Genomic DNA, 22,996 nt, shown 5'->3' on the forward strand with positions numbered 1-22,996 from the left:
AATACCCAAAAGATACAAAAAGCTCCACCATTCTTATTGATTCGACAAATGGTACAAATGTCCTCCAAAAGGATAGGTATAATGTACTTAAAATTTCCGAAAACGATCCTTTTCGGCATAAATATCAACTTGATTTGTATATTCAAAACAAAAATAGAGCTGAACGTATTGGGAGAATTGTTAATTTTCATCTCTTGATTTTATTCACATTCAAAAATAGGTAAATTTGTATGCAAATAAAAAAGCCGATTGAATCCAATGGAAAATGATTGGAAACAGTTCGGCTTATAAAATAGTTGAATAATTAATCAATATCACAAGTAAAGTCAGCAAGTATCAAGTCGAAATAATTTTCAGATGTAACGCATTTCTAATGCAGGTTTATATTTTTAAAATTTTATCAAAAAACCCATATCTAATTCTCAATTGCAAAGTTTATTAATATCGCCTTGGTACGAAATGTTGATTCTTGACTGACATTTTGCACTTCCATTAGCGTTTTGACCGAGTTTTATTTGTTATGTTTTAAGTAGAACAAATCGAGCGGTAACAGAAATCAAACTGTATCCAGCTCGGTTAAATTTATTACCACTTAGTTTGTTCTATTATTCAATTTTTATAGTAACTTTTAAAATAAGTCGGTTAGTTGCTCGATGTCGGGTTCTTTAATAAAATCCTGCCCTTGCTCTTCTTTCAATCCTAATCTTATCTCTCTAAACACCTCCACAGCAGGTACACCATGTATCTCTCCATTTATAACTAACCCCATACACCTTCTAACGTGAAGTAACAATTTAAACGTTTTGTAATCTACGTCTTTCCTTAGTTCTGAATAAATAGGTATAGTATCAAACAATCGTATAAATAGTTTTGCAACCTTTTTGATTACTTCAGTAGTTATATCTACATCTTGCAACTGAGCTACTAAATCATTTAATTCATGTTCAAAATGAATCGCATGTTCAGGTAATCCATCTCTGTGGTTTTTGTTCAACAATTGTTCTGCAACCAAGTAAATCATCTCAAAAGAAATAATATCGAAAAAATCATCTTCTAATGGAAAAGCTTGATCGGGATACGGATTTAATAGTGAAAAGTCATGTTCTTCTCTCATTGTTTTACCCAAAGAGTATTCTCCGCCAGCCAAATCCCCATCTGGTTGATCATATTTCATCATCAGTTGAAGCGATAGATAATCAACCCACTTACCCTTCTTTTTATTTTTGCTGTAGTCATTATTTAAAGCCCATATAATAAAATCAATTACTTGAACACCAGAATTCTCTTTACCCACAACCTCAATATCTATTTTAGGATACTGGGCCGATAGCCAGGGATGAGTGTAAGTTGATGCATCAATGACCTCGTACAAGTTTTCATAAAACAGTCGAGCATTAGAATTTGAAAAGCTTGCTCTATGTTCGATAACGATTTTTATTTCCCTTACGAATTCAGTTGTTATTAAACTAACTAATTCTGTATTGATCCGATGTTTCTGTTCTACAGTTAAGTTGGCGTTATCTTCATGTGGTTTTAATACAACGTAGCTGACTTTAGCATTTAGCTGTTTACTAATTACACTGCATAAATGGCTATGAGCATTCTTACTATCGTCAGTCGCATGGAAATATCCTCGTGCTAATGTCCTTTTGTCCGACACTTTTGTATTTTCCTCATGAATATCAGGATCATTTTTTAGTTCCGTTAATGCCTTTTCAATGATATCATTACTCACTTCATGCTCAATAATCAACATCCCAACAGCGTAATAATCTTTCCCATCATGACTAAAAATGCTTTCATCAATATATAGAAATAATTTTTTTTTATTATTTTCCAACGTTACTCTCCTCCACGAAATTCAATTTTTTCAGCGAACTAATACAAATTCTAATCATTATTTGGTTCTTTACTTTATAAAAAAACTACCACAGTTACGATTAGAGCACATTTATTTCAATTTTCAACCCTAACCAGCTTGAACCGTTAAGATTTTTATGAAAGTCCTGATCCAATCCCACACAAGTTTATTCGGAAAAGGTATCTTTTCACCATAAATTAGAGATTTGGTCTCCGATATAAAGTGAAATGAATACCGAATCACAGTTCGGAGAAACATAGAATTTGCACAAAAAGCCGATCAATACTCAGGGGGATTCCTGAAATTCGTCGGCTCAGTGTTCAGCTCGTTATTTCTATGGGCTGTTTGTAGGAAAAAACGACTACCTAAACTAATATTGAAATTAAAGGAAATCTTATTAAGGTCATACAAACATTCCTCTGGAATTCTACTGACTCCAGCCTTCAATTTAATCCTATTCAAAGTTAGTGATTCATCGTTCGACTTCAATTCCCCGATTGCCCTCAATACTCTTCGTTTTTGAAACGCTTCAGTATCTTCTACCACCTGCTCAAGAAAGGTTCGAGAACGCGGCATCTTCTTTAAATGCTTAGGCATTAAACATTTGCTACCCATGATCTTTTGTATTCTTTCCAAAGTAATGCGGTGAGGCTTCCCTTCTTCACTCATAAACTGCTGAACAATAACAGCTACCTGGTCATAAATCTCCTGATCCCTAATTTCCCAGTCGTGACGCATAGAACCAGCCTTCGGTGGCAACTTTTCGGGCATGTGATTCATAAGGAACTCTCGGTCATATAAATAGAGCCAAGCATATACTTTGGGATTGAGCTTCCCCAGTTCTAATCTGCCTAAATGGGGATACTGGCTTCGCATTTGTAACCATGTCTCTCGCCTCTCCCCTTTTGCTTGATCTCTATATTCTTCAGTCATTGTTTTCTTCATTATTTTTCTCTTTGGCAGAGATGCTTTACTCGCATGACTATCTAACAAATCCGATGGTTCGTTAATAAATAATTCGTCCAGTGTCAGTCCTAAAAATTGCATGACCAGCAGATGACGAACAGGATGGAATCCCTTCCGATGCTTCTGGAAGATTTGCTTTAGCCAACTGCTTTCATCGTTTGCTGATGACTGGAGAATCTCCAGCAGTTCGACTCCGTAAAAATTAACAAAGTCCACTCTCAGACGTTTGTAATCAACTCTTCCCTTTTCAGAGGCATAGCCTTTCCGTATCAATTTAGCCTTGTAGTGATTGTAGAACCACTCCAGTGGATGATGGGAATATTTGAAATTAAGCAACTTCTCAATGTTGTTCACGATGCAACTGTATTGACTTAACATTTCTTTGTCAGCAATCTCTTGAACAGAATGATCAGAGCAATTATCTTGTGTCGGAGATGTAAAAACATGCTTCGTTCTTTCTCTCGTCGGAACAGAGCTTTTAGTAAGCCAAATGCCATGTTTAATGCAAATTCGAACGCCTGGGATTTGATTAATTCGTCTCCAATAGTATTCACCATGTCTCTCCATATCTAATTGATTGCAGAATACATAGTATTGGAATCGAACATGTGGCTGTATGGCTGATGACATCAAACCAATTATGATTTTTATCGACGACACCATGCTATCTCAATAAGGGCTATTGGTACGATTGGGTTTCGAAAGATGGGAAATTGCTCTTTCATCATGATCATGAGAGTACAGCTCCAAATTTCTACCATAAGGATCTTAACTCGATAATAAGAGGGATTGTTACTTTTCATCTTTTGATAGGTAAAACCCATGTTATTGAATAATTAAACAACCCACCCGTGACACGATATCTTTGACTAATTATACGTCGATACCTTCTGGTCTACATATTGAAGAATACTACGAAATAAGTTAATTACAAATTTAGCTTCGGGTTCCTTTATAATTTCTTCATTTGGATGAGAAAAAGACCTGTTGTTTCGGATTTCATTTAAGCTCTCAAGCATTTTGGCTATTGCATTAACAATTTGATTGATTGGTAAATGACTCTGGCTGTGTTCAATTAGAAATAACGGATGCTCTTGCTTTAGCTTACTCCAATAATCTTGTATCTTTGGATTACTCACCTGAATCTGTAAATCAGCTTTTTTGCATGTTTCCTTCAAGTAACCATGTAACGCAGTATGTGCTCGATCAATAGCACTCCTACAATTATGTTGGGAAATAAGTGTTTGACACTGATCAAGCGTATCTTGAACAAACTCGAAGTTATAAACCAGCTCATTGATTTCAACTAAACCTTGTCCATGTAATTGATAAATCCAACTCATTATGCTATCTAGAATTCGTTTTTTGTTTTCATATTCGGAGACGCTTATAATTTCATTTTCCAAATGATTCTCAAAAAAAGTTAATGGATATTTATCTACTATCCCTTGTAATATTTTCGCTTGGGATAATGGAGTTGCTTCACTAAGGATCTTCATAAATTTTTGTCTCGTTGTTCCTTCGTACTTATACGGATCAATATCCAACCCACAAAACATTGGATAAAATTGTGAATGGCTGGCATATGTAAAATCGCCTAAATAGCCACCTGTCCCACCTATGTATGAGAGCACAGTATTGATTTCCTTGCCAGAAAGCTTGACCATATATCCTCCTATTCTTCCACAAGTTTTCACTTTTCTAATTCCAATTCTATCATGGCGTAAGTTAAATAACTTAGATATTTTCTTCACATCTTCAAGAAACCATCTATCTGAGCCCCTCCCCCTCCAAATACCCATTATTTCACGTCCCAAGAGGCTTCCTATCGATTCCTCATCGCTTCCCAATTCCCAAGAGCAAAATAAGTTTGTCACTGAGACCAACAAATGTCCGAGAAGAACATAAAAAATCGAACAAAATCAGAGCCGAAAAAAGCAAAATAAGTTTGACGTGAAATCTTAAAAAAGCATTAGGATCGTACAGGGCTTAGGAAGAAATGAATCGGGTAAAAAACCAGGGAAATACGTCGAGGAAACAACTTGGAAAAAGCCTGAGAATGTGAGCGTTTTGCGGCATTCTTAATGTAGAGGATGCGGGGAAAGGTCTGGGAAATAAATCAATAAAAAGACAGGTTTTAGTAAAAATAGTGAGAAAAAGCCGAGCACAAATCAGGCGTAGATACCTGAAGTTCATCGGCTTACGCTCGTCTTTTATAAGCATTCTAAAAAGAATGTAGATTCCAAAGAAAATGGGTCGCATCTTGGAGGAGCCTTACTAACCCTTATAGAAATACTCTTTCAAGATATCTTGAGTCCTAATATAACTTACTTCTATTTTGTGGGCATAAGCACTTACTTCTTGGCTAAAAGTAATGACAGCACTAAACTGCTTTATAAATTCTTCCTTTTCTTCAGAATTGAAATAACAGTAAATAATATGCGGCTTCTTTTGGTTTGCGTTATAGAAAGATAACATTAGATTTCTTAAAACGTGCTGGTCGTTCTCGATGTTCATACCAAAAATAACAAAACTGTTTACTGAACTTTTTTCTATCAGATCATCCATTCTTCTTGAAAATGTCAACGTCTCTTTGTTTATATTTCCTTTGGATAAATGGTTTATTGCAGGTATTAGCGTCTTAAAAGTAAAGTAGTCACCAATCATGAGATCCGAAAAACTTACATATGCTTTGTCATATTTAAGTCGGAGACTCTGTGAGTACACATACTCCTTTCTGTCCTTAACAAATTCACCATGAAAATGATCAACAGGATTATCGACTATACTCTCCATAATATTATCATAGTTAAGTGAACATAAAGATTTGAACTCCATTAAAAACCCCTTTATTTTATCCAAATCAAGATTAGCAGAGTTACCCAATAACTCGAAATCCAATGCTTTTCCCTTTGAAAATATAGCTGTCGAAAATAGCATTCTATAATACGTAGTAAACCCGTTGAATAAAAGTTTCTCGTTAACCTCTTCTTTTTGGGGCAACAAAACAGTATTACTCTTGTCCCCAATATTTAAAATTGTTAGAAACAAATTATTTGAAGGGAATTCGTAATACTGGGGAGCTAAAGTCTTTATGGTGAAATAGAAATATATAAGAATTGTCCAGTGTTCTATATTTATATACTTCTGCCCTTTGTTTCTCCCAATAGTGCATATTTGATTCACGATGTCAATTTGGGACAACCCAAAAACGAGTCGTGTAATTTTATTTTTTCCCCACAGTTCCTCGATTAGCTGTTTATTATTATTAATTGAATCTGCAAAAATCAATGCATCATCAAAAATACTGTAGAAGTTGCGCTCAGTTATATTTCTTAAAAACCGCATGACACTATTATAATTATCCTTACATTTTTTTTCGAAATTTTTATTTGAAAACACCTCGTATTCTGAGTAACGCATCAGCTCTTTATGTGAATTATACAACCTATCGTAAATATTCCCAAAATCACTGTCAAAATTCATACTAAATCCGTTCCCACATAGAAAGGCACATCTGTTAGTCACTAAATGATCTTTAAACTCTAAGATATTTATTTCTCTCAAACCACTCAGTCCTCTCACTTCACAAATTTATCCATAACTTTTCGTGCTTGTCTAAGTATCTCCCGCATCACTATATCTTTACTTTCCCAAATTCAGCGCACCAGTGTCGATTAAGTCTTTCCGTTCTCAAATTTCCTTAATCTCACTTTCCTCAGTTTAGCCTATTTGTTATTGCTATGATCGTTCTTGGATTAGATGATTCTTGATTCCTATAAAGTCGTGTATATAGAGCAAAATTAATCAGCAATATCGTTACCTTTTAAACTGGATAAGTGCCTCGCAAATAACGCCCTGTTTCTTCCTCCATAAAGCCGCTACTTTGTAGAAGATTAAAAATAACTGTCCCCAAATCACCATCCCCACAACACGCCCCAATCCCTTACCCCACAAGGTCTCAACGCCAATTCTGGGATAAAAATTCCTGTCCCAAAGACGCTGAGAAAAAGACCTGAAAACTGGAAGGAAACTGGTTCAAATGTGAACGAAAACGACTAATAATTCGTGTCCATGAAGGGGCAAAGAGATACCTGAGTAAAGAAGGGATCAACATCTGGGTAAGAGCCTGGGAAATGCCTGAGTAAATGCCTGAATCGACTACTTTAAATTCCTCAAAAGCCTTGATTAGCCTGGGTTTCTGCCTGATTACCTATTCAGGATTTGTATGGAAAATCCCTGCTGTGGTGATGAAATTTGCTTCAAGGAAAGAGAAAAAGACTGGAACAATGGTTGGGGCAATCGTCAACCAGGTTCCAGTCTTTGGTGGTTTGGGGACAGTATTTTTGTTAGAGACAGTAAAAATATAATTGGACAGGAATTTTTTATTTGTTAAACTTCCGCTGCCGCAAAGCCTCGAACAGCAGTACCGTTGTCGCCATTGCGACGTTAAGCGACTCCGCGCCGCCCTCCATCGGGATGATGACCGATTCGTCGACGAGCGCCCGTACTTCCGGGGACAAACCCTCGGACTCGCTGCCCATCAGCAGCCATGTCGGCTGGCGCCAGTCGTAACCGTAGCAGCTATGATCGGCTTGCAAGCTGGTGCCGATCGCTTTCGCCCCAGCCGCTCTTGCTTGCGGAAGCATCTCCGTCAGGTCGCCTTGAATAATGGGAAGATGGAATAGCGAACCCATCGTCGAGCGAACCGTCTTCGGATTATAGAGATCGACACAGCCCTGCCCCAGCACAACCGCATCCGCGCCAGCGGCATCTGCGCTGCGAATTATGGTCCCGACATTGCCGGGATCACGGACCCCATCCAGCGCAATGACCAAACTTGTGGAGCCGAATAGCTTGTTCATCGGCATGTCCGGCTTGCGAAGCACGGCAAATACCGGAGGAGGCGTATCCGTGCCGGTACACTTCCCCATCACAGCTCGGGACGCACTGATCCATTCCGCATTTGACTTATCCGTCAAAGCCATGACCTCAAGCTCGGCAGGCATGCCGCGCTCTTCATCATAGACAATTTGCAGGACTGCCGCCTCAGACTTAACGGCCTCTTGTATGAGATGCACGCCTTCAATAATAAATTGACCCTCGCGGTCACGATTTTTCTTTACCATCAAGGAAGCCCAATGCTTGACCTTGTCATTCTGTGGTGAGCCAATGTATATATGATTCATCTCGCGCATCGAAAATAACCTGACCTTCCATCGTTCATTTCGTAGGTACAGTATACCATAACCTGCGCCACGGATGCCTTTCTCCGTTGCTGGGCATAGTAAGATTGCACAATTTTGAACCTTAGGAGGTACAACATCTTGCAAATCATCGATCTTCGCCAAGCGATTGTCAATCGCGTCCACGATAACACCAAAGAGCAGCTTACCGAGGTTATTGTCGATTCCGTCGATCACGACGAGAGGGCTTTACCCGGACTAGGCGTGTTGTTCGAGATGATCTGGAAGGAATCAAGCTCCTCGGAGCAAAACCAGATGGTCGAGTCGCTCCATCGCCATCTTCATCAAGTGGATGCAGGCAATCCGTCTCCGTCCTAATATCTGACATCCGCAGCATATACATGTACGCCGTCCACGATCGCATCAGTGACCCAAGGCATTCCTTGGAACCGGTCGACTACAATGAGGTCGGCGAATTTGCCCTTTTCAATCGATCCAAGCTGGTCGCTGGCGCCTAGCGCCTCAGCAGGATGCAGCGTTGCCATACGCACTGCGCCAGGAAGATCTGTTATGTGCTCATCCGCTAATTTGAACAGGGCAGCAAGCATGGATGAGGGGTGGTAGTCAGAGCATAAGATGGCTGCCGCTCCTGATCGGATCGCCTCCGAGGCACTTAGATTGTGATCATGCGAGCCTCCCCTTACGACATTGGGAGCTCCTACACAAACGGACATTCCTTGCTCCATGCCGTATATCGCGACTTCCATCGTAATCGGGAATTCGCTTACGGATACGCCATAACTCCGGTTATCATCGACCTTCTCCAAGGTATCATCATCATGAGAAGCGATAGCCATCCCTTTTTCTATGGCCAATTGGCTTAGCTTCCGCAATTGGTTCCAGTCTACGCTTTGCTGCTTCTCCATCAAATCATCGACAATTTGCCGGACCTCTTCGATGCTTACACCCTGATTTTTCATCACATAAGCCTCGAATGATCCCGGCTTGCGGTATTGACCTTGACCCGGAGAATGGTTCATGAACGATAAATAATGAATCTTGCCCTCTTCTATGAATCGTTCGATCATCGGCAGACCATCCCGGTGCGTGACTTCATAGCGCAGATGCACGCGATTGCGAATCATGGACCGCTGTTGGCTGTATCGGTGAATCAGCTCCACCATCTCCGTCAGCAAATGATCGCCTCTCAAGCTAAGACCGACTCCCAGCGACAAGGAATGATACATCGTCGTAATGCCATGAACAGGCAGCTTGCGCTCAAATTCCAGAAATGCCATATCGAGCGGAAACAGCGTATTCGGTCTCGGCTGCACTTCCTTCTCAATCGCATCACAGTGAATATCAATCATTCCAGGCATCACGTATCTCCCGACCGCTTGCAGAACCGCCGCATCCCCATTCCAGTGTTCGAACCAGTGCTTCTTGTCTTTCTCTTCAATAATCGCCGCAATTCGTCCATTCTCCACGGCAATCGAAGCCTGAATAATCCGGTCTTGCAGGACGACATTGCCATCTGCAATCAGCAATTTGCCGCCTGGACATGAACTTCCGGGATGAGAAGGCCTAAGCATGGGACTTCGCTCCTTATTTAAAGAAAATGTTAATTTTAGCATATCATAGTATTTATCCCATGCAAAATCAATCCATCCTATACCCTTCTATCCGCATAAAAAAACCGCAAGCTGATAGGCAGCTGCGGTTGTCGTTCCTAATCTTCTTTTGGAAAATACTGATAGATCTCTCCAGACTCGAATGAATCGATCAGACGGTCCAGCCATTTATAATATTTTAACGCTTCGTCGATTTTCGATTTGTCACTTTCAAGCAGTGTTCTGAAGGCTTCATCCTCATCATGCTCTGCAATAAGCGCATCGATCTCTTTCATACTGCGGCCAAGCGCGATCATGTTTTGTTCCAGGGCCTTCCTCCATTTAATAGAGAAGAAATCGGCAAAGTTCTGATGCCAATCCGGGACAACCTCATACAGATCCTTCCGCGAGCCTTTGCCCCATACTTTATTGATCATCTTCAAATCATGCAGCGTTCGCATCCCCGTGCTCATCGACGTCTTGCTCATGCCCATCGTCTGGCTCATCTCATCGAGCGTAACAGGAGTTTGATTGAAATACATATTCCCGTATAAATGGCCGATCGATAACGTGATACCGTATAAGTCCATGTTTTTGCCGATCGATTCAATGACGCGTCTTCTTGTATGCAGCAGTTTGGCCCGCTGCTCTTCCGTCAATCCCGCAAGCTCGTCCATATTGTCCCTCCAAAATCGTACGCCAAACCCCTTCAAACTTACTACAGCTATTGTAATCAATTGCCCTCAGAGATGTAAAGAAGGCAATCGGATCGAAAAACGGAGTTATACGGAGTATTCTGTACGTAAAGTTTGTAAAGTTATAACTGTACACTCCTCACGCTGGCTCACGCTCTTTGACCATAACAAAGTTATCCAACTACACTAGTAGAGTCGAATTTTTCCACGAGGGGGCACGAAAGGGGAACGTTAAATGGCGATTTTAGAAGCCAAACAGTTAACCAAGATTTTCGGAGATGATCCGAAAAAGGCCATACCGCTGCTGGAGAAAGGTTGGTCCAAAGAGAAAATATTAAAGGAATCGAAGCTGACCGTTGGCGTCAATCAAGCGGATTTCTCCATTGAATCCGGTCAGATCTTCGTCATCATGGGCTTGTCAGGCAGCGGCAAGTCAACGCTAGTCCGGCTGCTTAACCGCTTGATCGAGCCTACGACCGGACAACTGCTGTTCAACGGGAATGACGTCTTGAAGATGAACCCGGAGCAGCTGCGCCAATACCGCCGGAAGAATATCGGCATGGTATTCCAGAAGTTCGCGCTCTTCCCGCACCGGACCGTCATTCAGAACATCGAATACGGCTTGGAGATCCAGGGGATCGAGAAGAAGAAGCGGCGCGAGATGGCGATGGAGTCACTGAAGCTCGTCGGGCTATCGGGCTACGAGAACAGCTACCCGCATCAGCTCAGTGGCGGCATGCAGCAGCGTGTCGGCTTGGCGCGGGGTCTCGCGAATGATCCGGAAGTGCTGTTGATGGATGAGGCGTTCAGCGCGCTTGATCCGCTTATCCGTAAGGATATGCAGGACGAACTGCTGGAGCTTCAGACCAAAATGAAAAAAACGATCGTGTTCATTACGCATGATTTGGATGAGGCGCTGAGGATCGGAGACCAAATCGCGTTAATGAAAGACGGCAGCATCGTTCAGATCGGGTCGCCGGAAGAAATATTGATGCAGCCGGCCAACAAATATGTGGAGCGGTTCGTTGAGGACGTCGACCTGTCGAAGGTGCTAACCGCATCCCACGCGATGGAGAAGGCGGAGACGATTACGATCGATAAAGGTCCGCGCGTCGCCCTCCAATTCATGCGTGATCGAGGCGTGTCCAGCCTGTATGTCGTTGACCGTTCGATGAAGCTGCTCGGACTCGTGTCAGCTGAAGATGCGGCAGCGGCTGTGAAGGAAACGAAGGGTCTTGAGGACATCATGCAGAAGGAAGTGCCTGTCACTTCTCCGGACTCGCTATTGAATGAATTGTTTGAATTGATGGGCAACGCGAAGCTGCCTGTCGCAGTTATCGATGACACAGGACGCCTCAAAGGCGTCGTCATCAAAGGCGCTGTGCTTGCCGCACTCGCTGGCAATGGCAACTCGCTGCTGGATGGAGGTGGCTCCCATGAATCTGCCTAAAATTCCGCTCGCAAATTGGATTGAGAGCATCGAGAAGTGGCTCGAAAATAATCTGGGGCCGCTGTTCGACTTCATCGGCATGATCATCGGCGGTACTGTCAACGGGCTTGACGACGTGCTTAGAGGACTTCCGGCGCTCGTCATCATCGCTCTATTCGTCGTGCTGGCCTGGTTCCTCGGCAAGTGGAAGATGGCTCTCTTCACCGCTATCGGTCTGCTTATTATCGAGAATCTGGGCTTATGGGGCCCGACGATGCAGACCCTTGCGCTTGTCCTGACAGCCGCCATTATATCCGTCGTGATTGGCGTACCGATCGGAATCTTATGCGCCAGAAACAATGCGATGCAGAGAATCTTTACCCCCTTGTTAGACTTCATGCAAACGATGCCTGCATTCGTATATCTGCTTCCGGCCGTAACCTTCTTCCGACTCGGCGTCGTACCCGGCGTTATCTCATCCATTATATTCGCCATCCCGCCTACGATCCGCTTAACCAATCTGGGGATCAGGCAAGTACCGAGCGAGCTGGTGGAAGCGGCGGACGCTTTCGGCTCCACCCCGCTTCAGAAGCTGTTCAAGCTGCAGCTGCCTATCGCTGTGCCGACCATTATGGCAGGCATTAACCAGACGATTATGCTGTCCCTGTCCATGGTCGTTATCGCATCGATGATCGGCGCCCAAGGCGTCGGGGAATATGTCTACCGTGCGGTTACGCAAGGCCGGACAGGTGTGGGCTTCGAGGCAGGTCTTGCCATCGTCATCCTGGCCATTATATTGGACCGGCTTACGCAAAAGGTCGTTCAACGCACCGAAAAGCAATCCTGATGAAATGACGCTTACCAAGCCATCTTTTTATACCTTCGAAGCAGTATTGCTTCACAAAACTTTTTTAGGAGTGATTTGATGAAGTTGAAAAAATGGAGTTTAATCGTAGCGGTAGTAACAGCTCTAGCTTTGCTGGCAGCATGCGGAAACGGCGGATCTAACGGAGACGGTAACGGCACCGCAAAAGATCCGAAGAAGGAAATCAAGCTCGCTTATGTGGCTTGGGATTCCGAGATCGCCAGCACGAATGTCGTTAGGGAAGTATTGGAGCAGAAGCTCGGCTATAAGGTCGATATGCTGCAGGTTGACGCAGGCCCGATGTGGTCAGGCATTGCGAACGGCAGCGCTGATGCAATGGTAGCCGCATGGCTGCCAACGACTCATGAAACTTATGTGAAGGACAATGAAGGTAAATTCGAGGATCTTGGCCCGAATCTGAACGGTACGAAGCTTGGTCTTGTCGTTCCTTCCTATATGGACATTACAAGCATCGAAGACTTGAATGACGCTGTTGGCGATTCCGTTAAACACACCATAGTGGGAATTGAGCCGGGCGCTGGTCTGATGATGGCTACTGAGAAAGTTCTAGAAGAATACGGCTTGGCCGGTAACTGGAAGCTGCTCTCCAGCTCATCTGCAGCTATGACGCAAGAACTGGAGAAAGCCTATTCCAACGAAGAACCGATTATCGTAACGGGCTGGACGCCTCACTGGAAATTCGCCAAGATGGATCTGAAGTATCTGGAAGATCCTAAGGGCGTATATGGACAAGATGAGCAAATCCACACCATCGTTCGTAACGGTTTGAAAGACGATCAACCGGAAGCCTACGCATTCCTGGATGCGTTCGAATGGTCCCCTGATGATATGGCTGAAGTTATGATTCAAATCGTTGAAGGCGCATCTCCGGAAGATGCAGCCAAAGCATGGGTTGAAGCCAACTCGGACAAAGTTGACGCTTGGTTGAAATAATTCTATAACGCGTCATCCTATCAAAATGATTCAAACAAAAGAGGACACCGCAATCGCGGTGTCCTCTTTTTTGCTCTATAAGTGCCTGTTAAGCAGCTTCTTGCGCTTCAGCCGCAGGAGCCTCGGAAGGAGCAGCCTGTGCTTGCTGCAGCAGCGCAGCATAGATTTGATCTGCCGGAGAGAAGTTCAGCGAGAACAAGAATGCCGCTTCTTCCGCACGGTTCAAGATTTTACCAGACAGGAAGTCGATTGTTCCGTCTTCTCTCTGTTGTACCTCAGGTCCGTGAACTTGGAATGCAATCAATGCGCGTACAGCGTCGACAGCCCACTCATCTGTACCTTCAGCCAGCTTAATGCTTGCGAATACCTCCGGCGAGTATTGTCCGACAAGCATTCTCCACAGGATAGCTGCCGCTTCCTGACGGGTAATCGCTTGATCCGGCTTGTAGCTGCCTTTGCCATTGCCTTGAACGAGTCCGATCTCGAATGCTGCCTGCACGTAGCCAGCATTCGGATGGCCAGCCAAGTCCGTGAAAGCAGTCGGCTCCGTTTTGCTTGCCGGAACCGTGAACATCGAAAGCGCATTTTTCACAAATTCACTTCTTGTTACAGCCTGTTCTGGATAGAAGTTTTGGTTGCCTTTATTTTCGTAATAACCTAACGATTGAAGTCCATGGATGACTCGTGCGTACGGATGGTCGGCCGAGATGTCCGCATAGCCCGCCGCAGCGTCGCCTTTCTTCGCGTAGCCGAACGGATTCAGATACGGCTCTTTCATATAGAGCGCATTACCGCTCGCGTCAAGCTTGAACGCTGTGAACTGACCGGTTAGCTGATCAACAAACAGATTATCGTCCACTTGCTTCAACTCTCTCGTCCCTAGAAAAGCATCATGAATCGCGAGCTTTTCTTCGCCTTGAACGGCTGTCTTCAACACATTAAGGCGCAAGTCGGAGTAGAAGCCTGCGAACTTGGCCAGTTCGCCAGGTTTCGCCTCGTACGCATCCAGCTTAGCCGGAGCCGCATATTGCGGGAAAAAGGTCGAAATGAACTGCGGGTAGAGCAGGTTGCGCAGTGCTCCGTTTTGATTGTAGGTCAGGAATACACCTGTGTTTTGCTCAGGGATAAAAAATAAATAAGAGCTGAAGCCGCCCAAATCACCGGCTTTGGTAATCACTTTCGAGCTGCTGCCCGCGCCCGGAATCTGGAACGGAGCTTCAAAGCCGTATGTCGTGTTCGGGATAAGTTCATGAATATAGGAGCGGTAAACTCCCATCTGCTTCACGGAATCCTCAGACAGAATACGGTTCGTGCCGCCGCTTAGGAATGCCAGCATGAACTTGCTCATGTCCTCAGCCGTGGACAACATGCCGCCTTGCGGCATCACGGTTGGCGTCAAGGCATAAGGTTCGATTGGCGTATTCGCTGGTCCATAGCCGACAGCCAGGTTGTCCTTCAGCTTGCCTTCAAGCAGGAACCCGCTGCTCTCCATGCCAAGCGGCTTGAAGATATGCTTCTCTATGTAGTCGGCATACGGCTCTCCGCTTACCTTCTCTACGATCAAGCCCAATACCATGGAAGCATAATTGTCATACATGTAGGAGCTGCCCGGCTCTCTGACAACCGGAGGCACATTCGCACGGACGTAATCCTCGATTTCAACAACTTTCTCAAAATCTTGATGGATATCCTCTGGCTTCGGATCACGGATCTCAAATCCGGTTGTATGCGTCAGCAGATTCTCAATCGTAACCGGTTTGTTGAATGGATTTTGCAATGTAAAGTCGTTGATATGCTTCGTGAAATCATCCTGCAGACCAAGCTTGCCCTGCTCGGCCAGCTGCATGATCGCTGCCGCCGTAATGCTCTTGGACACAGAAGCGATACGGAAGACCGAGGTTGCGGGATCTACAGCTTTCTTGCCTTCCAGATCAGCATAGCCGTAGCCCTTCTGCGCAAGTACTTGACCATCCTTCACAATTACGACAGAAGCTCCAACATAATGAGGCTTGGTCGTCTCTGCCGCAAAGAGATCATCCAGGAACGCTGTTGCACTCGTGGCATCCAGCGTCTTGCCCGCCGCAGGCGTATCCGCTTCGGCAGCCGATGCCTGGAAGGCCGGTGTCAGAAGCGTAAGCGACAACGTTGCTGCTACGACAGATTTGAACCAGAAAGAGGATCGTACCGATAAAGTTTTCAATCTCTCACTCCATTCCTTTATTTGCTAGACTCTATCCTATCTACGAGATTGGAGCTGGAATCGTTTCATCATTTTGGCAGTAAAAAAACCGCCGGCGCTATGATTAGCGCCGACGGCTGAATTCCCGAGTTACTTTATTTTTTTAATAAACAACACCTGCTGCGAAGGAAATCGCATCCTTAATCAGCATGTACACATCGCCATTCGTCAGGTTGTTCGGGTCCTTGATCGTGGCTAGCGTAGCGTCAAGCAGCGTTCCGTTCGTCTTCAGACGCTCCAGAGCGCCTTCCTTCTGCGCGCCCTCTTCGAGCGACAGAGCGAGCGTGTATGCCGCCTGTTCCAGCGTTAGCGGCTGTTTGGCCGGTTCCTCTATGCCCCCTACAGAGGCATCTGCCGAATGAGGGAAGGCTTCAGCGAATGCTTTCTGCACGCCTTTCATATTCATTAGCATGCGCTGCGGATTGGATGCAGCGTCCAATTGGAAGTCATTCGCGTAAGCGCCTTGCGCGATGCCGATGCTTGCAGCCACTTTAAGCCCCTCATAAGCCGGATGGCTGATAAACTTGTACGGCTCCGTCTTTGGTGCTTTCAGATCCACGCCCTGCTCTGTGAGCAGCGTCCGCAGCGACTGCACCATAGCATCATCCGCAGCCAGCTGGCGAAGCGTCACTTTCTCATCCATTGCAATCTTCACAGCCGCACCGGCTGCTTGTCCCGTCGCCATGCCTAGCGGAACCACGCGCGCGCTGCCATGCGGAAGCGTATCGAAGCTCGCGGAACGGCCTACGACAAGCAGACCGTCAACCTCTTGCGGAACCAATGCTCCGAATGGAACGCCATACAGCTTCGGCGCCATCAGCACCGTGCCGCGATCCGTCTTCGCCGACGATGTGCTCTGAATATCTACCGGATAAGAACCGAATGCAATATCATCCGCATGCGTCCGCTGCTCCAGCAGATCAATCATATTCAGGCGATACATGCCCACCAAGTGGCGCGTCTCGCGAATGTACAACTCCGGAGCCAATTCGCCAAGCTCGATCGTCTCAAATTCAGGATACAGCTTCTTCGCATGCTCCAGCATAAGCGGGATTTCCTTGCGGGCAATTTCGTAAGCTTCTTCCTTCGATGCCGGGTCAAACGGGTCAACCCCAAATATTTGGACGGAGTTAACCAGCATTGTCTCATTATTTTGACGGCCGAGGTTGAAGCCACGCGAACGAATACGCTCAGGGTTCGTAGACGGGTAATCCCACATCTCAATGTAGCCCCATGCGCTCTGATCATTGGCGCCAGTACCCGGATATTCGTCGTTGTTTAAGCGATGCTTGATCTTGCCCCATACTTCAGGTGTTACATTCTTCAGTGTAAATACCGGCGTTACTGCCATCAGCAGTTTATTATCGCCGATATCTTCACGGCCGAATGTAAACTCCGCGCCTGCGGCTGCAGCAATGTCAGCGTCCTGCGTGGCATCGATAACCGCGCTTGCGCTCACATTCTGCTCCTTGCCGTCTTCCAGCGTCAGCTTGACGCCTTTCACGGCCTGTGTGCCGTCAGCTGCCTTCTCTACAATCGGCTCGATGGACTTAGCGCCCATGCGCACTTCAATCAGCTTCTCTGCTTCCACCAGCTTGTGGAATGCGTTAGCAGCTGTCGTAATATCGAAGGAATCGCCTTCGATCAGATCGAACCATTCCTTGAACAAGCCTTTATTGTAATAGTCCTTGCCGTCCGGCATGCGGTTCATGTCCAGGCTGTTCAGCCATCCGAGCGTGAATAATCCGCCCAATATCTCCCGATCCTTGCCGTCAACAAGCAGCGTCTTCAGGCCATTGCGCGCAGCGGATACCGCTGCCGTTACGCCCTCCGGGTCTGTACCGACAACAATGACGTCATATTGCTCTTGAGGTGTCTCCACTTGCGGAATCTCCGTAACACTCGTCGGCTCCGGTGTTGGTCCGGCTTTATCAGACCTTGTTGCGTACCACACAACCAAAATACATGCGGCAATGACCAAAATTCCTGCGGGTAATAACCATTTCATTTTTTGATTCTTCATAACGTTCCGTGGATGCACTCCTTTGTACTGCTCTATTTTCTGTACCTCTATCAGTCTACCAAAACATAGAGTGCCTGTGGTTAATATTTTCTTAAGAGATTTGAAGAAAACCTAAAAAAATCCTCCTACGGGGCATTTTGCTCCCGTTGGAGGATTGTTATCCTAAGCAAATTATGGAGCCGTCTCCAAGAATTTGGAGTTCGGGTTTTTGTCCATTGCTGTCCGCATCGCATATTCATTCTCGAACAAAGCGACATAGTTGCCCTTCTTATCCTTGACCAGCGTAGAGTTGATCCGGAACTTGGAGGGGTCAATCTGTTCATCCACAATCCATCTTGCGAATTGGAACGTCATCCGGTGCAGCTGGATATCGACGCCGTATTCGGCCTTCATACGATGCTCGAACACCTCGAATTGCAGATGGCCGACAACGCCCAGAATCGTCTCATCGAAGTTGCCCGTTGAGTAGAACACCTGAATGGTGCCTTCCTCCGTCAACTGGTCGAGACCCTTCTGGTATTGCTTATGCTTCAGCGCATTCTTCACCGTCACTTTGGAGAATATCTCCGGCGAGAAGGTCGGCAGCTCGTCGAATTCCACTTCCGAGCCTTGTGAGAGCGAATCTCCAATGCGGAAGATGCCGGGATCGAACAAGCCGATAATATCGCCCGGATATGCCGTCTCGACAATATCACGGTCTTGAGCCAAAAATTGCTGCGGCTGCGACAGCTTGATTTCTTTCTTGTTGCGGATATGCTTGACGGCCATGCCCCGCTCGAATCGTCCCGAGCAGATGCGCAGGAACGCAATCCGGTCACGGTGAGCCGGATTCATGTTCGCCTGAATCTTGAATACAAAACCGCTGAACTTCTCGTTCGACGGCTCTACAGGACCTGCCGTACTGTTCCGTGACGTCGGCTTTGGCGCAAGCTGGAGGAAGTTCTCCAGGAACGTCTGCACACCAAAATTATTCACGGCGCTGCCGAAGAAGATCGGCGTCAGCTCGCCCGCCTGTACCTTCTCATAATCGAACGGATCGCCCGCGACATCAAGCAGCTCCAGCTCCGAGATCAGCTGATCAGTCAAATAATCGCCCGCCATCTCGCGGATAATGGAATCGTTATAATCGCTGACCTTCCGCACCTCGATCGTAGAATGATCGTTGCCCTGGAACAGCTCAACCTGTGACTTCATGCGGTCGTAGACGCCGCATAGCTCGCGTCCCGTTCCGATCGGCCAGTTCATCGGCACCGAACGAATGCCCAGTACCTGCTCCAGCTCTTCCATCAGATCGAACGGACTTTTCCCTTCACGGTCCAACTTATTAATGAACGTGAAGATCGGAATGCCGCGCTTGCGGCAAACCTGGAACAGCTTGATCGTCTGCGCCTCGACACCCTTGGCGACGTCGATCAGCATAACCGCGCTGTCCGCTGCTGTCAGCGTACGGTACGTATCCTCGGAGAAGTCTTGGTGACCCGGGGTATCCAGAATGTTGACCCGGTGGTCCAAATAATCAAATTGCATAACGGAAGACGTAACGGAGATCCCCCGCTGCTTCTCAATCTCCATCCAGTCCGATGTTGCATGGCGGCTGGCCTTGCGCGCTTTGACGGACCCTGCAAGCCGAATGGCTCCTCCGAATAGGAGGAGCTTCTCGGTCAGGGTGGTTTTTCCTGCGTCAGGGTGGGATATGATGGCGAACGTACGCCTTCTGTCCACTTCCTGTTTAATTTCATCACTTAATGATTGACTCATGCTTGCCTTCCCTTCACTTTATGCAAGGTTTACGACAACGCATAGCTGGAATGCTATTTGCCGCTGTTCGTGATCCAAATGACATTGTCTTCTTCCTGGCCATTCACCGGCCACCAGTGGAAGCCCTCTTCATCCAGCAGCTTTCCTGCCTCTTCCGGGCCCCACGATCCTGCCGGATAGAAGGCGAGATCGCTCTTGTCTTCGCGCCATGCTTGCGCAATGCGGTCGACGAATTCCCAGGCATGGGACACTTCATCCCAGCGGGTGAAATACGTAGAATCGCCGCGTGCAGCGTCATGAATGAGACGCTCGTACGCTTCAGGCGTATTGATGCCGATCTGACAGCTTTGGCAGAACTCCATCGATACAGGCTGTACCGCATTGTCCGAGCCCGGCTTCTTGGCATTGATCTTGATATAGATGCCTTCCATCGGATTAACACGGATTACGAGCAGGTTCGGCGCCAGATCATGGCGCTGCGCGAACAGCACGTTATTAGGCATAGACTTGAATTCCACGACGACTTCCGTCGTCTTCACTGGCATCCGCTTGCCCGTACGAATGTAGAACGGAACGCCGGCCCAGCGGAAGTTGTCGACGAATACTTTCGCCGCAAAATATGTCTCGGTCGCTGATTCTGCATCTACGGAATCCTCTTGGCGGTAACCAAGCAATTCCTTGTTCCCTACTTTGCCTTCCGCATATTGTCCGCGAACGACATTCTTGCGCACGTCATCGCCGGAAGTGTAGCCTCTCAGCGAACGAAGCACTTTCACCTTCTCGTCGCGAATATCTTCGCCATGCAGGCGGCTTGGCGGCTCCATCGCAATCATCGTCAGCATCTGCAGCATATGGTTTTGTCCCATATCTCTCAGCGCGCCAGACTTGTCGTAGTAGCCACCGCGTTCTTCGACGCCTACCGTCTCCGACAGCGTGATCTGAACATTGGCAATATAGTTATTGTTCCACAATGGTTCGAAAAATGCATTCGCAAAGCGCATAACTTGAATATTCTGAACCATTTCCTTGCCAAGATAATGGTCGATGCGGAAGATTTCTTCCTCTTTGAACACCTGGTTCAATTGCTCGTTCAGCTTCTGCGCGGACGGCAGGTCGTAGCCGAACGGCTTCTCGATGACAAGGCGATGCCAGCCCTTGGACTCCAGCAGGCCCCCGTCACGAAGGTTGAAGGATACAGGTCCGAACAGGGAAGGTGCAAGCGCCAAATAGAACAAGCGATTGCCCGGAATGTCGAACTTCTGGTCCAGTTCCGTGGACAACGCGTCCAGCTCACGGAAGCCATCGACATTATTAATGTCGAGCGACATATAGACGAAGTGCTCTGTGAACCGATTCCATAGCTCGGCATCATCCGCTTTGTAGCGGCAAAATTCGTTAATGGAATCATACAGATCAGAGCGGAATTGCTCATTCGTGCGGGGACGGCGCGCAAGGCCAACAACCGCGAAGTTTTCCGACAGCTTGCCTTCTTTATATAAACTGAAAAGCGCCGGGAATAGCTTGCGCCGGGCCAAGTCGCCGGTCGCACCGAATAGATAATAAACGGCGCCATCTGGTGAGATCGAATCTACAGTCGTATTGTAAGTCATATGCCTCATTCTTTCTATGGAATTTTTATACGAATTACATGTTATGTAGTGTAGCATATTCACCCTTTTTTCGCCATTGAACGGCTCATAAAAAATAATGATAAGTTGCACAAGTTCTTCTGATTGCAGAATAATCAGATGTTTGTATCATTGCCCTCATCTCTATCTGCAGCAAAAAAGGCGTCAGTGGCGTCAAACAGGGATATTCCCGCAGCAGCACAGCGATTTTTCGTTTTCGTCGAGGACATGCCGTTTTAGCAGTAAGGGTTGCGCCCGGAAAGCTCCCGTCCTAGTAGGCAGCGGGCAGCTCGACGGCAGTCTTCTCAGCTTCTTCGACCGATTCAACAGCGCCGAATTCCCCCGTAATCAGCGGCACACCGAGCGTCAACTCTGTCATCCGCTTCTCCGTATGCTCATGAACCGCTATCTGAAGATTCGCCGTTCTCCCTTTGCCAATCGGCTTCGATGTCTGCAAGAGCGCTGAGCTGTATGTCGTGCTTTGCGTTCCGCGGTCCCGGTATTCCTCCAGCGCTTTGCCTTGCGACAGACGCTCAAGCCGTGAAGCCATCTCGGGGCTAGACACGAACCCATGCGACTTCACGCTGGCGGTTGCTGCTAGCGATACTTGTCCGATTCTTCCGGCTATTCCCTTTGCGTCGGCGAGCAGCGCATTCAACCGAACATCGCTGTCTGCATCGCGATCCAGCATCACGAGCAGGCGCGCGCCGGACTCTGTCTCCTCCACCTTATGCAGCGATAGCATGCCCCCTTGACCCGACCATTGTCCTTGCATCGTCTTCCCTTCATTCAACACGTTCCTGTCACTCGGCTTTCCATCTGAATCGGCAAATAATAAATCGGCCAAGCGCTCATAATCTCCCTCTCCGGCCACCTCTACCTGCCAGCGCAAATGCCAGTCTGCAGCTGAGGAACCACCTTGCATCGTTTCGTCGGCCCAACCCCATAGCTTGGTTAAATCATGCGAAAGCTGGTTTATAGCGGACTCGTTTTGGGTATCGGATTTAGAGAGAAGGAGCGCCAGGAGAATAAGCACCGTCAATAGAACGAGGGCGCCCGCCATGCCAAAGAAACGATTTTTACGGGCGGGCCTTCGCTTGGCGGCTTGCGCCGATGAACCAGCGCCAAGATGAAGCGCGGATTTTTCCGGAATATACATACCGTTGCCTCCTTATACACGTTCGCCCTGCGGGTGAATACACTGGTTGCAATAATACTGGCGAGGTGACGGTGATATGGAACAGATTTATCCATTGAGAGAAGAAGTGCTGTCGACGTATGGCGGGATGCCGGTGGTGGTGATCTTCAAATCAGGCTACAGGCAAATTGGAATTATACGCTCTTGCCAAAGCGGCAAGCTGGTTCTGGGCAATCCTTACGACGAGCCCGCTCATTACGGAAGAGTACCGTACAATGGCGGCTTTACTCCGACAGAGACGGACGAATCTCCAAGCAAGACCGCGGAAGAACAACCGATGTCAGCAGGCAAGAAGAACGGGAAAAAGAAAAAGGCAAAGGCGGCGGGACTGACCCATTCCACTACTAAATACGCTTCCGAGGACCATAATCCTTCCTTGTCCGCTCGCCATGAAAGCCCCAGCGACACGCTTAAGCTTGACCTGGACGACATCGCTTTTGTGTTCCTGGTCGTGTAATCGACAGAAGCCGCGCGCAAGGGGAGAACTTTCTTCCGCTTTCGCTTGCAAACGCCAAGCTTCGCCTCCGCCATTCGCCAGCCTTCTCATCTTGTTTAAGCTATGATGAGCCTAAAATATTTTTTGG

The 22,996-nt window shown here is 46.7% G+C and carries 18 protein-coding genes; 6 read left to right on the forward strand and 12 right to left on the reverse strand.

Annotated elements, in window-relative coordinates; translation table 11 throughout:
• Nucleotides 1–628: 628 nt before the first annotated feature.
• The 4 genes from ACFVSO_RS19720 to ACFVSO_RS19735 form a co-directional block, all read right to left on the reverse strand.
• Nucleotides 629–1,840: a hypothetical protein gene (locus tag ACFVSO_RS19720; protein WP_387476713.1), complete on the reverse strand. Its 1,212-nt coding sequence runs from the start codon at nt 1,838–1,840 to the stop codon at nt 629–631.
• A 300-nt stretch (nt 1,841–2,140) separates the two neighbouring features.
• Complete coding sequence (locus ACFVSO_RS19725; RefSeq protein ID WP_387476715.1) at nt 2,141–3,394, reverse strand: TnsD family Tn7-like transposition protein; 1,254 nt, start codon at nt 3,392–3,394, stop codon at nt 2,141–2,143.
• A 302-nt stretch (nt 3,395–3,696) separates the two neighbouring features.
• Complete coding sequence (locus ACFVSO_RS19730; protein ID WP_387476717.1) at nt 3,697–4,644, reverse strand: abortive infection family protein; 948 nt, start codon at nt 4,642–4,644, stop codon at nt 3,697–3,699.
• Between the two features lie 460 nt (nt 4,645–5,104).
• Nucleotides 5,105–6,313, reverse strand: coding sequence for a hypothetical protein (locus ACFVSO_RS19735; RefSeq protein WP_387476719.1), 1,209 nt, complete (start codon nt 6,311–6,313; stop codon nt 5,105–5,107).
• Nucleotides 6,314–6,975: 662 nt separating this feature from the next.
• Between ACFVSO_RS19735 and ACFVSO_RS19740 the strand changes: the two genes are divergently transcribed.
• Entirely contained in the window at nt 6,976–7,197 is a 222-nt protein-coding gene (locus ACFVSO_RS19740; protein ID WP_387476721.1) for a hypothetical protein, read from the forward strand.
• Between the two features lie 15 nt (nt 7,198–7,212).
• Here ACFVSO_RS19740 and ACFVSO_RS19745 read toward each other — a convergent pair whose 3' ends face one another.
• The gene (locus ACFVSO_RS19745; protein ID WP_387476723.1) at nt 7,213–8,016 is read right to left on the reverse strand and encodes a TrmH family RNA methyltransferase; all 804 of its coding nucleotides are present in this window, start codon (nt 8,014–8,016) and stop codon (nt 7,213–7,215) included.
• A 138-nt stretch (nt 8,017–8,154) separates the two neighbouring features.
• On the opposite strand from ACFVSO_RS19745, the gene sspI reads away from it, so the two are divergent.
• Complete coding sequence (sspI, locus tag ACFVSO_RS19750; protein WP_387476725.1) at nt 8,155–8,391, forward strand: small acid-soluble spore protein SspI; 237 nt, start codon at nt 8,155–8,157, stop codon at nt 8,389–8,391.
• On the opposite strand, the gene ACFVSO_RS19755 is transcribed toward sspI, so the two are convergent.
• Nucleotides 8,388–9,605: an alpha-D-ribose 1-methylphosphonate 5-triphosphate diphosphatase gene (locus tag ACFVSO_RS19755; RefSeq protein WP_387476727.1), complete on the reverse strand. Its 1,218-nt coding sequence runs from the start codon at nt 9,603–9,605 to the stop codon at nt 8,388–8,390. The two genes, sspI and ACFVSO_RS19755, sit on opposite strands and share 4 nt — an antisense overlap.
• A 137-nt stretch (nt 9,606–9,742) precedes the next feature.
• A complete protein-coding gene (locus tag ACFVSO_RS19760; protein ID WP_387476729.1) occupies nt 9,743–10,300 on the reverse strand; it encodes a GbsR/MarR family transcriptional regulator in 558 nt (185 codons plus the stop codon).
• 253 nt (nt 10,301–10,553) lie between these two features.
• Here ACFVSO_RS19760 and ACFVSO_RS19765 point away from each other — a divergent pair, with 253 nt between their 5' ends.
• From ACFVSO_RS19765 to ACFVSO_RS19775, 3 genes are all read left to right on the forward strand, one after another.
• Nucleotides 10,554–11,768 carry a quaternary amine ABC transporter ATP-binding protein gene (locus ACFVSO_RS19765; RefSeq protein ID WP_387476731.1) on the forward strand — a complete coding sequence of 405 codons (1,215 nt, stop codon included), beginning with the start codon at nt 10,554–10,556 and terminating at the stop codon, nt 11,766–11,768.
• Nucleotides 11,755–12,594 (forward strand): ABC transporter permease, encoded by an 840-nt coding sequence (locus tag ACFVSO_RS19770; protein WP_387476733.1) that lies wholly within the window; start codon nt 11,755–11,757, stop codon nt 12,592–12,594. The genes ACFVSO_RS19765 and ACFVSO_RS19770 overlap by 14 nt, the downstream gene beginning before the upstream one ends.
• A gap of 78 nt (nt 12,595–12,672) precedes the next feature.
• Nucleotides 12,673–13,566, forward strand: a complete 894-nt coding sequence (locus tag ACFVSO_RS19775; RefSeq protein ID WP_387476735.1) for a glycine betaine ABC transporter substrate-binding protein — start codon at nt 12,673–12,675, stop codon at nt 13,564–13,566.
• 88 nt (nt 13,567–13,654) lie between these two features.
• On the opposite strand, the gene ACFVSO_RS19780 is transcribed toward ACFVSO_RS19775, so the two are convergent.
• From ACFVSO_RS19780 to ACFVSO_RS19800, 5 genes are all read right to left on the reverse strand, one after another.
• A complete protein-coding gene (locus ACFVSO_RS19780; RefSeq protein WP_387476737.1) occupies nt 13,655–15,766 on the reverse strand; it encodes a serine hydrolase domain-containing protein in 2,112 nt (703 codons plus the stop codon).
• A 142-nt stretch (nt 15,767–15,908) separates the two neighbouring features.
• On the reverse strand, nt 15,909–17,813 hold the full coding sequence (locus ACFVSO_RS19785) for an FAD-dependent oxidoreductase (protein ID WP_387476739.1): 1,905 nt from the start codon (nt 17,811–17,813) through the stop codon (nt 15,909–15,911).
• A gap of 186 nt (nt 17,814–17,999) precedes the next feature.
• Nucleotides 18,000–19,586 carry a peptide chain release factor 3 gene (locus tag ACFVSO_RS19790; RefSeq protein ID WP_387476741.1) on the reverse strand — a complete coding sequence of 529 codons (1,587 nt, stop codon included), beginning with the start codon at nt 19,584–19,586 and terminating at the stop codon, nt 18,000–18,002.
• Nucleotides 19,587–19,639: 53 nt separating this feature from the next.
• Entirely contained in the window at nt 19,640–21,196 is a 1,557-nt protein-coding gene (gene zwf, locus ACFVSO_RS19795; protein WP_387476743.1) for a glucose-6-phosphate dehydrogenase, read from the reverse strand.
• Between the two features lie 289 nt (nt 21,197–21,485).
• Nucleotides 21,486–22,373 carry a YwmB family TATA-box binding protein gene (locus ACFVSO_RS19800; protein WP_387476745.1) on the reverse strand — a complete coding sequence of 296 codons (888 nt, stop codon included), beginning with the start codon at nt 22,371–22,373 and terminating at the stop codon, nt 21,486–21,488.
• A 76-nt stretch (nt 22,374–22,449) separates the two neighbouring features.
• Here ACFVSO_RS19800 and ACFVSO_RS19805 point away from each other — a divergent pair, with 76 nt between their 5' ends.
• Entirely contained in the window at nt 22,450–22,869 is a 420-nt protein-coding gene (locus tag ACFVSO_RS19805) for a hypothetical protein (protein ID WP_387476747.1), read from the forward strand.
• The last annotated feature ends 127 nt before the right edge of the window (nt 22,870–22,996 follow it).

Source organism: Paenibacillus sp. NPDC057967 (assembly GCF_042887015.1).
Lineage (GTDB): Bacteria > Bacillota > Bacilli > Paenibacillales > Paenibacillaceae > Pristimantibacillus.